The 12,871-nt window shown below is 53.9% G+C and carries 18 protein-coding genes; 12 read left to right on the forward strand and 6 right to left on the reverse strand.

Annotated features, from left to right (window positions below):
• Positions 1-6: 6 nt before the first annotated feature.
• A complete protein-coding gene (locus tag H575_RS04545; protein ID WP_042698576.1) occupies positions 7-390 on the forward strand; it encodes a desulfoferrodoxin in 384 nt (127 codons plus the stop codon).
• Between the two features lie 120 nt (positions 391-510).
• Here H575_RS04545 and cofH read toward each other — a convergent pair whose 3' ends face one another.
• The 3 genes from cofH to H575_RS04560 are packed head-to-tail and all read right to left on the reverse strand — an operon-like array spanning position 511 to position 2,848.
• Positions 511-1,596: a 5-amino-6-(D-ribitylamino)uracil--L-tyrosine 4-hydroxyphenyl transferase CofH gene (gene cofH, locus H575_RS04550; RefSeq protein ID WP_042698579.1), complete on the reverse strand. Its 1,086-nt coding sequence runs from the start codon at positions 1,594-1,596 to the stop codon at positions 511-513.
• On the reverse strand, positions 1,593-2,267 hold the full coding sequence (locus H575_RS04555; RefSeq protein WP_042698582.1) for a signal peptidase I: 675 nt from the start codon (positions 2,265-2,267) through the stop codon (positions 1,593-1,595). Before H575_RS04555 ends, cofH begins: the two co-directional genes overlap by 4 nt.
• Positions 2,268-2,323: 56 nt before the next feature.
• Positions 2,324-2,848, reverse strand: a complete 525-nt coding sequence (locus tag H575_RS04560; RefSeq protein WP_245554489.1) for an undecaprenyl diphosphate synthase family protein — start codon at positions 2,846-2,848, stop codon at positions 2,324-2,326.
• Positions 2,849-3,194: 346 nt separating this feature from the next.
• On the opposite strand from H575_RS04560, the gene H575_RS04565 reads away from it, so the two are divergent.
• The 10 genes from H575_RS04565 to H575_RS04610 all read left to right on the forward strand — a co-directional run bounded on the left by H575_RS04565 (position 3,195) and on the right by H575_RS04610 (position 9,698).
• Complete coding sequence (locus H575_RS04565) at positions 3,195-3,509, forward strand: DUF2551 domain-containing protein (protein ID WP_042698588.1); 315 nt, start codon at positions 3,195-3,197, stop codon at positions 3,507-3,509.
• 60 nt (positions 3,510-3,569) lie between these two features.
• Entirely contained in the window at positions 3,570-3,854 is a 285-nt protein-coding gene (locus H575_RS04570) for a hypothetical protein (protein WP_042698591.1), read from the forward strand.
• Positions 3,844-4,254 carry an archease gene (locus tag H575_RS04575; protein WP_042698595.1) on the forward strand — a complete coding sequence of 137 codons (411 nt, stop codon included), beginning with the start codon at positions 3,844-3,846 and terminating at the stop codon, positions 4,252-4,254. Before H575_RS04570 ends, H575_RS04575 begins: the two co-directional genes overlap by 11 nt.
• A 6-nt stretch (positions 4,255-4,260) precedes the next feature.
• A complete protein-coding gene (locus H575_RS04580) occupies positions 4,261-5,694 on the forward strand; it encodes an RtcB family protein (RefSeq protein WP_042698598.1) in 1,434 nt (477 codons plus the stop codon).
• A complete protein-coding gene (locus H575_RS04585) occupies positions 5,691-6,260 on the forward strand; it encodes a type 1 glutamine amidotransferase family protein (RefSeq protein WP_042698600.1) in 570 nt (189 codons plus the stop codon). Before H575_RS04580 ends, H575_RS04585 begins: the two co-directional genes overlap by 4 nt.
• Positions 6,261-6,392: 132 nt before the next feature.
• On the forward strand, positions 6,393-7,379 hold the full coding sequence (locus tag H575_RS04590; protein WP_042698604.1) for a biotin--[acetyl-CoA-carboxylase] ligase: 987 nt from the start codon (positions 6,393-6,395) through the stop codon (positions 7,377-7,379).
• Positions 7,380-7,420: 41 nt separating this feature from the next.
• Positions 7,421-7,951: a biotin transporter BioY gene (locus H575_RS04595; RefSeq protein WP_042698607.1), complete on the forward strand. Its 531-nt coding sequence runs from the start codon at positions 7,421-7,423 to the stop codon at positions 7,949-7,951.
• A complete protein-coding gene (locus H575_RS04600) occupies positions 7,944-8,519 on the forward strand; it encodes an ATP-binding cassette domain-containing protein (protein ID WP_052319962.1) in 576 nt (191 codons plus the stop codon). The genes H575_RS04595 and H575_RS04600 overlap by 8 nt, the downstream gene beginning before the upstream one ends.
• The gene (locus H575_RS04605) at positions 8,516-9,079 is read left to right on the forward strand and encodes an ATP-binding cassette domain-containing protein (RefSeq protein WP_143745022.1); all 564 of its coding nucleotides are present in this window, start codon (positions 8,516-8,518) and stop codon (positions 9,077-9,079) included. The genes H575_RS04600 and H575_RS04605 overlap by 4 nt, the downstream gene beginning before the upstream one ends.
• Complete coding sequence (locus H575_RS04610; protein ID WP_042698610.1) at positions 9,072-9,698, forward strand: hypothetical protein; 627 nt, start codon at positions 9,072-9,074, stop codon at positions 9,696-9,698. The genes H575_RS04605 and H575_RS04610 overlap by 8 nt, the downstream gene beginning before the upstream one ends.
• Positions 9,699-9,716: 18 nt before the next feature.
• Here H575_RS04610 and H575_RS09380 read toward each other — a convergent pair whose 3' ends face one another.
• Positions 9,717-9,995: a hypothetical protein gene (locus H575_RS09380; RefSeq protein WP_162139394.1), complete on the reverse strand. Its 279-nt coding sequence runs from the start codon at positions 9,993-9,995 to the stop codon at positions 9,717-9,719.
• Between the two features lie 37 nt (positions 9,996-10,032).
• Here H575_RS09380 and H575_RS04615 point away from each other — a divergent pair, with 37 nt between their 5' ends.
• On the forward strand, positions 10,033-10,884 hold the full coding sequence (locus tag H575_RS04615) for a hypothetical protein (protein ID WP_162139395.1): 852 nt from the start codon (positions 10,033-10,035) through the stop codon (positions 10,882-10,884).
• A 716-nt stretch (positions 10,885-11,600) separates the two neighbouring features.
• Here the strand turns inward: H575_RS04615 and H575_RS04620 are convergent.
• Positions 11,601-12,272 (reverse strand): glycerol permease, encoded by a 672-nt coding sequence (locus tag H575_RS04620; protein ID WP_245554490.1) that lies wholly within the window; start codon positions 12,270-12,272, stop codon positions 11,601-11,603.
• Positions 12,273-12,635: 363 nt separating this feature from the next.
• A partial coding sequence (locus tag H575_RS04625; protein ID WP_042698618.1) for a GxxExxY protein occupies positions 12,636-12,871 on the reverse strand: 236 nt, incomplete at its 5' end.

The raw sequence follows: 12,871 nt of genomic DNA on the forward strand, positions 1-12,871 counted from the left end.
TCTACTATGGCACAGGCTAAAGAGATCTACAAATGTAACATCTGCGGAAACACGGTCAGAGTGATCAACGGCGGCCGCGGGGAACTGGTATGCTGCGGAGAGCCCATGGAGCTCCTTGCGGAAAACAGCACCGATGCGGCAGTCGAAAAACATGTCCCGGTCGTCGAAGAGGTCGCCGGAGGATACAAAGTCGTGGTCGGCTCGGCGCCCCATCCGATGATCGATGAACATTTCATCACCTGGATCGCCCTGAAAACCGATGACGATATCGTGCATGAAAAGTTCCTTTCTGCCGGGGAAAAACCTGAGATGGTGGTAAAGACTTCAGCAAAGGCAGTCAAAGCAGGTGAGTATTGCAATATTCACGGGCTTTGGGTCAAAAAGGTATAACCCCCCCTTCCCTTTTTTTCTTTTCTTTTTCCGGCGTGCCGCTCTCCTGAACGCCCGGGGACCGTTTATGTACAGAATGTATCCGGGAAGTCTTTTTCAAATATGCTGAAAAAAGGGGGATCAGATGAGATTATAGAGCGTATCTCTCTGCCGCAGGGTCCTGCCGATGTCTGCGCACATCAGCTCCATAGCCTCCGGGCTGAAATAATCCGCTTCATCTCCCGCGCCCGCATCCGTTGAGAGCGCGTCGACAAACATCGTGCCGCCGACATCGTTTCCTCCCGCCATCAGACAGAGCTGGGTCATCTTCCTGCCGATCTTCGACCACGGGACCTGGATGTTTGCGAAGTTGTCCAGAAACAGCCGGGAAACTGCCACCAGAAGGATATCGTCCCGTCCGGTCGCGTCATGATCCACCAGACCCGCCCGCTCGAGAGGCGTGTTTTTGTGCAGGAACGACAGCGGCACAAGTTCGGTAAACACCCCGCATTCATCCTGCATCTCCCGAAGGATCGCCAAATGCCGCGCCCGGTCCTCTGCCGTCTCCACCGATCCGTACATGATCGTGGACGTTGCCCGGAGCCCTACTTCCGAAGCCTCTTTGATGATCCGCACCCACTCGGCGGCCGGGAGCTTTTTCTCACAGATGACCTTTCGGACCCGGTCGACAAGGATCTCCGCCGCAGTTCCCTGGACCGACCCGAGTCCGGCTGCTTTCAGCCGGATCAGCGCTTCCTTTGTCGAAATACCGCTCCGTTCTGCCGCATACAGGATCTCATCCGGGCTGCATCCGTGGACATGGATACCCGGGATCTCCTCATGGAACGTCCGGATCATCTTCTCGTAGTTTTCGATTCTGAACTCCGGATGGATCCCGGAAAGATACGAGACCTCCGTGACCTTCTTTTTGCATGCGTCCCTGGAATGCTCCCGGAACTCCTCATCGGTAAAACAGAACGCCTCGGGATCGGTGCTTTTTCGCCCGAATGCGCACAGGCCGCAGCAGTTTTTACAGATGTTCGTCATGTGGACGTTCATGTTCCGGACATATGTTACGACATCGCCGTTTTTTCGTGCACGGACGATGTCTGCCGCTTCTGCTATCTTCCAGATGTCGGCGTTTTTCACGGTGAACAAAAACGCCGCCTCGCTCTCGGTGAGCCGGGCCCCTCCCAGGACATTCTCCAGAATACTGGTAACGTTCATTTTCTCTTTCCTTTCGTTTTGGTCTCTTTGGTCTCTTTGGTCTCTTTGCTCTTTTTCAGTTTTCTGCTGACGACTTCGAGGATGATGATGATCAGGATCACCCCAAGGGCCGATTCAAAGATATGAAGCGGCACAAATCCGAGCATGGGGAGCGTAAACAGGGCTTTTCCCACGATCCATTCCTCTTTGACCGGCTGCATCCTGCCGTAGTTGGGAAATACCGCATCCTGATCAAAGGCCTCGTTGTTGTCCCCTTTGGTGATATATCCCGCATGTGCCGCTTCGCCGGTGAATCCCGCCTGCTCGGCCGTGGATGCATTGATCCAGGTCATCGCCCGGTGGATGATCGGCGTCACGCCGGTCATCCCGTTTGGCCGGTAGATGATCACATCTCCGTACTCGCCAAATGAGGTTGTTCCCGCCTGCTTTGCCTCAACTGCCGTCATGAATCCGCCGTACCGGTTTTCTTCCACGACAAAGACGAGGTCGTTGACGTTCAGATTGGGCACCATGCTCTGGGATTCAACGGCCACCATGGCGGGCCAGGTCCCTGATACGGCAAACAACGCAGCCCCTACACCCAGGACAATGGCAAAAATGATAACTATGTCTCTGATGAGATTTATCCTCGGATCTTTTGACTGAGGGATTTTCGGAATAGAAAATGACATTGTTGTAGTATCTTATTCATTAATCGAAGGTATATGATGTTTTCCCCGGGATTTTGTCAGGTGCCGAATCTTCTGCCCCGCATCTGGTAGTCACGAAGCGCCCGGAGATAGTCGACTTTGCGAAAGCTTCCCCAGTTGATGTCGGTGAAAAAGAGTTCCGAGTAGACGGACTGCCAGATCAGAAAGTCGGTGAGATGGTTGCCGCCGGTTTTTATGACGAAGTCAGGGTTTACCTGAAAGATCAGGTGCTGCTCGATCATCTGTTCGGTGATGTCATCCGGGTCGATGTCCTCTCCGGCGATCTTTATTATTGCGTCGGTGATCTCTTCTCTGCCTTTTTTTCCTAAGGCGATCAAAATCTCGGGCGTTCCTGCGCCGTAGGTGACGTCATGACCAGGAGTGCTGACATGGACCCGGGTTTTTTCGCCGAGGGATGCCGGCTGTATGAGCTCTTCGATCTTTGCCGGATCGTTCGTGCTTATATGGAATATGAGCTTTTGGATAGCGGGAAACTCTTTTGTCCAGGTGAGGACCTCTTCCACTTTTCCGGTGTCTGAAAGAATATCTGCGTCACTGAGCATGAAACATATCTCCCGCGGAAATACGGTGAGGCCCCGGGTGATCAGATACTCATACAAACGGTATATCATGAGTTACTACTCTATTGATCTTCTTGCATATCAAATTCGCGTATTTTTGCGGGGTTGTTTTTTCAATGCATGAAGAGGGTGAACCGCGGATGAAATTCGTTAAGGGGTAAGGGAGGGTGTGGATAGATGAAAAAAGAACCGCGGATGAAATTCGGAAGGGGGTATGTTGGGTGTGGAAACATGAGAAAAAACACCCGCTCACCTGCAGAACAAGACCCGGACACACTGTCTCACACGAGCGGCATCTATTTATATACACAGATACATAATAAAAAACATGCTTTCACCAACAGATCTGCGAAAGGAGATTGAGAGAAGACTTCGCAGCTATCTATCCCGTGACAAGTCAGGAATCAGAAAAGCGCTTCTGCATCTGCTCATCCGGGCCAAATCATTGACCGTCCCCCAGATCCACGAAGCACTATCCGCAAAGTTCGACGTGACCTACCACTCCGTTGCCTCCATGGTAGGCATCGTCGCATCAAAACTCGGCATCCTGTCGACCCACAAAACCAAGGACGGCGCTCTTGGGGTTTACCAGCTCAAAGAGCAGTATGCCCAGCTCGTGGAACAGGTCGTTGAATCCGCCTGATTGAACCCGGGCCGGATCCAGTACCAACTTTTTTCAGGGTAAACCCCCCATCTATATGAAATGGATAACGCACAGGGGGGTCCCGTCCCTCTCTCGGATATACTGGTCGCGGATGACGTCATCACCTACATGGACAAACGCGGCGGGGACTTCAGAATAAGCACATCCTGCAGCGGCCCGGCCCTCATGCCGGTACGCATACGTCCGGCAAAATCATCCGACATTCCCATCCGGGCCGGAAACCATGTCATCTTCATCTCCAAATATCAGATCCAGTGGATCGCGGAGATCACCATGAGCATGGTCCCGCGGCTTCTCTTCGAAGACGGCGACTATGGTTTTTGAAGAACTGGAACACACCGCCGACATCCGGATGCGGATCACCGCGCCCGACCTGTCATCCCTCTTTGCCGAAAGCGGATTCGCTCTTGCCCGGACCCTCTACGGCGATTATCCCCGGGAAACGCCCGCCGTCTCATTTCCCCTTCAAGCCGACGGAAAAGACCCCGAGGAACTCATCGTCAATTTTCTCTCGGAACTGCTGTTTCTCACCGAAACCGAGTACCTCGTCCCCCAGAAGTTCACCCTCACCGTCGGACCCTCCGTCTCCGGAACCGTCCAAGGCGTCCTCTTCGACCGGCAAAAACATGCCGGCGGCACCGGCGTAAAAGGCATCTCCTACTCCGGCCTCTCACTCACCAAAACAGAAACCGGCTATGAACTCATCATCATCTTCGACATCTGACCAATCATGAACGCACAGATACGGCAGACCGCCGCCAACGAATGGGAGATCCCCCGGGGTTTTGTCCCGGGCATGCGGGTCCCCGGACGGTTTTTCCTCTCGAAAAACCTCGCAGAAACGCTTGAAGACGGAGCCCTCACCCAGCTCGCCAACGTCGCCACCCTTCCCGGCATCATCCGGTGTTCGCTCGGCATGCCGGATATCCACTGGGGATACGGGTTCCCCATCGGCGGCGTCGGCGCCTTCGATGCGGAAACCGGCGTCATCTCACCCGGCGGCGTGGGATTTGACATCAACTGCGGTGTTCGGATGATCACCACTCCCCTGCATGTTTCCGACATCCCCGACATGCCCGGTCTGATCGAAGAACTTTTTACGGCAGTTCCAACCGGCGTCGGATCAAAGAGCCCTTGTAGGTTATCCCAGCAGGATCTCACCGGCATGCTCGAAAACGGCGCGAAACATGCCGTTATGATGGGCTACGGAACTGAACGCGACATCCTCCGCTGCGAAGAAAACGGCGCAATGGACGGCGCACAGCCGGAACATGTCAGCAAAAAAGCCCGGCAGCGGGGCATCCCCCAGTGCGGAACGCTTGGTTCCGGCAACCATTTTCTCGAGATCCAGACCGTCGACAAAATCGAGGATCAGGAAACGGCAGACCTCTTCGGCGTAACCGAAGGGCAGATCTGCGTCATGATCCACTGCGGATCCCGGGGTCTTGGCCACCAGGTCTGCACCGACCATCTGCAGATCCTGGAACAGGCCGTCCATACCTACGGGATCGAACTTCCCGACCGCCAGCTTGCCTGCGCCCCGCTCTCCTCACCGGAAGGCGAAGCATACTTCGGCGCCATGGCGGCATCAGCGAATTATGCCTGGGCCAACCGGCAGATCATCACCCACATCGTCAGAGAACTCTTCGTGAAAAAATTCCGCATCGAGTACGAAGAGATGCCCCTTGTCTATGACGTCGCCCACAATGTGGCAAAATGGGAAGAGCACGACGTAAACGGCGTCCGGCAAAACGTCTGCGTCCACCGGAAAGGAGCGACCCGGGCGTTCGGGCCGGGAAGACGCGAACTCCCGCACGAGTTCCAGGGATGCGGCCAGCCGGTGATCATCCCCGGAAGCATGGGGACGCCTTCGTATCTCCTCGCAGGAACCAAAGGCGCCATGGAAAAGACGTTTGGAAGCACCTGTCACGGATCGGGCAGAGTGCAAAGCAGATCCTCAGCGAAAAAAAGTCAGACCGGCGAAGAGGTCGCCCGGGCTCTTCTCGCTCAGGGGATCGTTGTCCGGGCGCCCAATCAGGCGGCCATCGCCGAAGAAGCCCCGGAAGTCTACAAATCCAGCAGCGAAGTCGTCAGAACCGTTCATGACGCCGGAATCTCCCGGATCATTGCACGGCTGAGACCTCTCGGGGTGATCAAAGGATGAGCATCGCCGTTTTCTGGGACAGCAAAATGACGTTCCACCGTCTCGTCGAGGATACGGCGTGTCCCTGTGAAGCCGTGACCCCGCTGCTGCTTGCAGCGCCGTTTTATCAGGGGACATATACCGGCATCATCGTCCCGACCGGATTTGGCAACACCTCCTACTCGAAACTTCTGCCGGCTCTGCGGGCATGTTCCGGCCGGATCGAGCGCTACCTGGAAGCAGGCGGCCGGCTTTTGGTTTTCGGAGCGGCCGACGCTTCGCCGAACCGGTATGACTGGCTGCCTGAGGATGTCGGCTACCATTATGAATTTATGGAGCATTCGCTCACCGTCGACGCCTCCTCGCCCTGGTCCTGCCTTTTTGACGGGTATGACACCGAAAAGTTTGCAGCTGACGGCTGGTTCGAGTCGTATCCGGGCAAACCGGTCGCGACAGCCGAAAACGGATTTCCTGTCCTCGTCGAGTGCAGGATCGGCAAAGGCACGCTCCTTCTTGCAAGCACCCACGAGTATCCAAGCGAATCTTTTCTGCGGCTGCTGGCTGCCGGCGACCCGGTCCGGTTTTGACCTGCCGGCCTCTTTTTTTCTCATCTCCCGCGGTCCGGACCGCGGAATCAGGAAAATATCCGCGTCTTCAAACGAAATCTTATTCATTTCATAAGGCATAATAAGTCATATCCATCTCGGAGTCACACCCTCATGACAAACGTAATATTCGATCTTCTGCATATTCTGGACGAAGCCGGCATAGACCAGCCGGTCACCGGAACCGTCATCAGTGAACGCCTGGGCATCTCCCGGACCGCTGTCTGGAAATATGTCAATCTTTTGCGTGAGGTGGGGTATGTCATCGATGCTTCGGAAAAAACCGGCTATACGCTGAAAAAACGCACCTGGCTCCTCCTCCCTTACGAGGTGAAACGCCATCTCAGGACCAAAGTCATCGGTCAGGAGATGCACCACTTCGGGGAGGTGCCTTCGACCAATTCCCTCGCACGGCAGATGATGCATGAAGTCGGCGACGAGGTCCAGCCGGGCACCGTGCTGATCGCCGAGCAGCAGACCGGCGGGCTTGGCCGGATGAACCGGGTCTGGATGTCGCCGGAAGGCGGGATCTGGGCGACGATCGTCGTCATGCCCAAACTGCATGTCGATCAGATGTTTCTGATCATGACCGCGGCCTCCATCTCGCTCACCAGAGTGATCCGTCATGAGTTCAAGCTCTCGGCGCTGATCCAGTGGCCAAACGACGTGTTCATCGGTGACAAAAAAGTCGCCGGCACCACGCTTGAACTTTCCGCGGATGCAGACATTATCAGATACTGTCTTGTCGGCATCGGCGTGGACGTGAACGTCTCCGTCGAAAAAGTCATGCCGAATTTTTCCCAGTATGTGACCTCCCTTTCCGATGAACTCGGTCATGAAGTGAACCGGGCCCAGTTCTTTGCGGTGTTTTTGAAGGAGTTCGAACGCCGGTATCAGATGATCCTGAAAGGAGAGACCGAGCCGCTCTTCCGCGAATGGAGAAGCCTTTCCCGCACACTGCACCGCAGGGTCCGTGTCCGCACGATCCGCGAAAGCTTCGAGGGAGAAGCGCTCGATGTTGATGAACACGGCGCTCTGCTTATCCACAAAGATAATGGCGAGGTCGAACGCGTGATAGCAGGCGACTGCTATCTTATCTGATCCTTTTTTATCGTTAACCTCCGTATGATAATAGGTTAACAATGTACGGCGACGAAAAACGTTCGGCTCTTCTTATGTATTCTGCGGTGTTTACGGCGCTGATCACCGTCGGCGGCTGGATATCCGTGCCGTTTGTCGTGCCGTTCACTTTGCAGACCCTGTTTGTTCTGCTGGCGGCATCGGTGATGAAAAAGTATGCCGTCGTCCCGGCCGCTTTGTATGTGATGTTTGGCACGCTTGGTCTTCCGCTGTTTCACAACGGGACCTCGGGGCTCGGGATCCTGCTTGGTCCGACCGGCGGGTTTCTGATCGGCTTTATTCCGATGGCGTTTATCGCCGGCGTCTTTTTTTCGAAAAAGACCCGCGCCGCCGATCTTTCCGGGATGGTCCTTGGCATCCTCGTCTGCTATTTCTGCGGAACCGTCTGGTTTATGGTCTCAGCCGGAGCTTCTCTTCCGGCGGCCCTGATCACCTGCGTGATCCCGTTTATCGCCGGCGATGCCGTCAAGATCGCGGCGGCGGAGATGGTGACCCTGCGCCTGAGAAAAGGCGGGAGGCTGCTGTTTGATTGAGATCGAAGACCTCCGTCACGGGGTCCTGGATATCCCTTCGCTTGGGATCCCGCCTGGTCTCACCGCGGTTTCGGGGAGAAACGGCGCCGGAAAGACGACGCTTCTCAAGATCTGTTCAGGGCTTCTTCTGCCGGACAGCGGCTCCGTCAAAATCGACGGCGTCGAGCCGCGTATACAGAATGCCGGGTATGTGAGCGAGTTTCCCGACCGCCATCTGCTGTTTGGGATCGTGTATGATGAGATCGCATCAACGCTCAGGTTTGCCCGGCTGCCGGCCGATGAGATCGACAGAAGGGTCCGGCAGACCGCGGAGGAGGCGGGGATTTTGCATCTGCTGGATCGGGAGTGCCGGACGCTTTCCGGGGGCGAGAAGATGCTTGTCGGGATCACGGCCGCGATCATTGATGATCCGGTGCTTCTGGTTCTGGATGAGCCGGATTCACATCTGGATCCTGTGACGGCGGAGGAGTTTTTGGCGTTTGTTTCTTCGCGCAAGATCCCGTATGTTCTGTGGAGTTCGCATTCCCGGACGCTGCTCTCAAATGCGGAGGCGGAGGTGAGGTTGTGAGGCTGGTTTTGGACGCGGTCCGTTGTACAAGAGGGGATTTTTCTTTGTGTGCGGATGCAGAATTCTCTTCAGGGGTGCATCTTGTCACCGGGAGGATCGGGGCGGGGAAGTCGATGCTCGGTTCGGTTCTTGCCGGGTTGATCCGGCCGGATTCTGGGCAGGTCGTTTTGGAGGACTGCGGATCCCGGATCCTTCTGATGCAGTTTCCCGAGTATCAGGTGACCGGGGCTTCGCTTTCAGCGGAGGCGGCTTCGTGGGGAGTTATGGGAACCGAGCCGGTTTTTTCCCTTCTGGGCGCAAAGACGGGAAGCCAGGATCCGTTTTCGCTTTCCCGGGGGGAGTTGAAACGGCTGATGCTTGCATGCGTGTTTGCCAAGGATCCGGATGTTTTAGTTCTGGATGAGCCGTATGCTTCGCTGGATGAGGAGGCAAAGGGGATCCTGACGGAGCTGATCGAGGCACGCCGGGGGATGACGGTCGTGTTTTCGCATGAGTCGGAGTTTGCGCCGCAAACTGCGGTTACCTGGCGGATGGAGAGGGGAGGGCTGGTTCGTGAGTGATATCAGGTTTCGGCTGCTGAGTCTGGTGCTTCTTTCGGTTCTGTGTTTTGCGGATCTGGCTGGAGCGGCGGCGGTTTTCTGCTGGTGGCTGGCGTTTGGCGCGAAGACGACGTTTGCCCGTCTGTCCTGGAGGACGGTGCTGCCGGTTTTGGTCGTTTTTTGTCTGTTTCCTTCGGCTGTTTTGTTTTTTACGGGCGGGGATGTGTTTTACGGGGCGAAGATCTTTGTTCTGGCGCTGCTGGCTTTCTGGTTTTCGGCGAGTCTTCTGCCTGGTGAACTGATGAGTTTGTTTGTGCGGGTTTTTGGTCAGGGGATGGGGTTTGATCTGGGGATGACGGCTGAGCTGTCGGTCCAGGCTTTGTCCGGGGTCAGGGAGGATCTTTTTCATATGCGGTCTGCACTGAGGATCAAGGGGCAGAGGTTTTCTCCAGGTGCGGTTCCTTTTCTTGGGGCGGGTCTGCTGGTTCTTTCGCTTCGGCGGTCTGCTTTTTCGGCGTCGGTTCTGGCGCGAAGGGGGTATGTGTCGGGAGGGACGTATGTTCCGGTGTTTTCGCCGGGGGCGGGGGATGTTGTGATGCTGGTTTTTGCGGTTCTGCTGTACGGGGTGCTTTTTTTCTGAGAGGGGGTCTGACACAAACTAATTTATCCATGCGGGTCTACAATGATTCATGGATAAAATAACGGACAGCGGCGTGAGTCCGGTGCTTGGAACGTTTCTTCTGCTGGCGTTGTCCGTTGTTATGATCGTGCTTGTTATGATCTCGGTGAACGGGATCATGGGGGCATATACGCCGGTGTATGACCGGTCGGTGGGTTTTACGATCGAGGTGAATGCGACGAATAGTACGGCTCTAATCACGCCGGTGTCGGGGACGGATCTGCCGTTTCTTGAGTCGTACCGGGTGTATACGACCAACGGGCAGTGGGATAGTCCGAGTCCGGGGGGGATAACGGTGACGGATTTTAATTCGACGGTGCATTTTGTGAATATCGTGGGGAATTTTACGGATCAGGTGACGGCGCTGGTTTTCAGCGGGAAGGTGACGATCGAAGGAGGTATAGTCGTGGTGCAACCGACTGGAAGTATTTATTATGTGGTTGGAGAGGATGGTTATGATAGTATTGATGACTTTGTTGCTTCGTTCAATGAGTGGTATCACAGATATTATCCTGAGGCAACAGGTGATGCTGCTGTAAAAGATGGTAATGGTATTAAATTCATTAATGATCTTCCTATCATTATTGGGGATGAACCAATATTGATTTCCGAGGATAATATTGGGGGTATTGTGAACTCTTTCCGATTATTGATTGAAGGTGGTGGCAATTTTATCCGCGCTCCGGGATATGAATCGGCATTATTTGTTATTAACCTATCGAATGCGCAAATTAAGTATGGTACTTTGGTATTAGATGGAATGGGGCTGCCTGCAACCCATGCCGCTCTTGAAATTACTGAGAACTCAGGATTATCTATAGAGAATGGGGGAGGTATTGTCGTAAAAAATAATAGTAATTCAAATGGTAATGGTGGTGGAATTTATAACGAAGGTACTATTGATGTTAATAATTGGGGTGGTCTTGAAGTTACCGGCAACACAGCATACAATGGCGGTGGAATTTACAATACTGGAAGATTGATAAAAGGAGGCAATAAGGCGGATGTCAGTATCACCTATAATTCTGCGACACACTTTGGTGGCGGTGTATATAGTAATAAATCAATTGACTTTACATCGACAGATGTCTATAACAACATAGCTGCTAATTATCCCAGTACTAAAGATATCTATATAACTCCCTAATATTATTTCTCATCAATTTCGTTATGCAAAAGCGGCTCCCAACAGTATTCCTTTTTTTCCCATTTTGAGATGATTTTTAAAAGAGCTTTTTCGACTTTAGGACTGTTCAATGAAATTTTCTCTCATGAGAGCCGCTGGGGCGGCGACAGGATTTGCCCGAACGTTCCCGATGAGGGGCGAGCAAGTCGAGGAACGAGACTTGTGAGAGTGAGGATTAGCAAATCCGATTCGCCTCGCCCGTAGGGCGGATTCGCGCCGATTCGCGGTTGGTTTTTCTCATGCTTCCACACCCAGCAAACTCCTTCCCGATAAAAAAGTTCCTGCATTACCGCACACCACGTTATTTTGATTCGGGATGTCATCGGCTCAAATAAAAAAACAATATCTTACATAAAAAAAAGGAAACGCGGGGTGATTTTTTTTCACCACACTCGCAAACCTTCGGTTTGCTTTGCTGAGGGCGAGCCTTGCGGCTCACCCCGCTCTTACTTTCCGGATTCAAGGAACCCCTCGCAAGTCTATCGACTTGCTCCGTTAAGGTTGGCCGCCTTTAGCGTCCAACCCGCAGTCGCAAGTTTCCTTCGAAAACTTGCTTGGCTAAGGGACCTAAAGGTCCCCGCCTCTTCAACGAGCTTCCCAAAGAGCATGATGAGAAACCCGAGGAAGATCATAATAAGCCGCCGAAGCCGGCTGGAGATTCTCATCTCCTGCCTCCCTCAGTTCAGGGCCGGCTTCGTGTCTGCCCAGGCATCGACCGCGGCGACCGTTGCGTCATCGGCATAGCCGGAAACGGTCATCGAATCGCGGTTGAAACTGATCTGGAAGGTGTCGGCCCCAAGCTTCGCGGAAATGCGGACGTTCCAGGTTGCTTCGGTACCGATCTCGGTCGTCTCGGCAGTACCGCCGTTCCCGAATGCTGCTTTAAGATCCGCACTGCCGGTAAGGGCGGTGATCGCGGCCGAATACTCAGCTCTGCTGTAGGCGGTGACCTGGACCTTGCCGGTCATTTCGGAGGTGTTCGGGTCGAAGTAGCCGACATAGGTCTTGTAGGTCTGCTTCCCGAGCTCGACTTCGGCAAGGCCGAGGGGATTTTCCACGCCGGTAATTTCTGCGATGATCGCATCATACGCGGCGGCGTTCGTAAACTCTGCGGTGAAGATCCGCTTTGCGGACTTCGAGATTGCTGTCTGAATGAAATCTGCTGTCATGGTGGAGGTGATGAGCAAGTCGATAGACTTGCGATCGCTGAGATCGCCCACGGCGGTCGAAGCGAGGAGCAAACCGAAGGTTTGCGACCCGTCGAGGTCACCGAAGGCATCTGATGACCGCCAAACATTCCGGCAGGGTCCAAAGAAATCCGGAACCTGCGATCGGGTTGGTCGGGTCATCGACTCTCAGCGATTTAACACATGCAAAACGCACGTGATTTTTTCTGTCCTATTTGGAGGTGATCATTGATCTAAATTCACGTGCCTTCTCACACATGCTATATGATTATAGGACGTAAAAGAAGATATAATGCGAGGGAAATGTCATAGTTTCTCTGCATTTTTAAGGAATTTACTTCGATTTCGTGTACGGGAAGGTGCGGACACATGAGAAAAGACCAACCGCGAATCGGCGCGAATCCGCCCTACGGGCGAGAAAAATCGGATTTGCTTCTCCTCACTCTCGCAAGCCAGCTACGCAGTCTTGCTCATCCCTTCATCGGGACCGTTCGGGCAAATCCTGTCGCCGCCCCAGCGGCTCCTTTATGAGGTATTCCGGATATTCTCATTTTTCAGATATTTTTCATCGGAATAGACAAATCTCTTCCACTCAAGTTTTCCCTTCTTGCCGAAATTGAATAATATTCCTGTTTTGATTCCGGTAGCTTTCAGATAATGGAGGAGCTGAGCTGAATCCGCATCGGTGAGTTTGGATACCGCTTTAAGTTCAAGGATGATCTGCCCATAGCAGATGATGTCGGTTTTGTAGGTGCTTGGCA

This window comes from Methanocorpusculum bavaricum DSM 4179 (genome assembly GCF_000430905.1).
GTDB classification, from domain to species: Archaea; Halobacteriota; Methanomicrobia; order Methanomicrobiales; family Methanocorpusculaceae; genus Methanocorpusculum; species Methanocorpusculum parvum.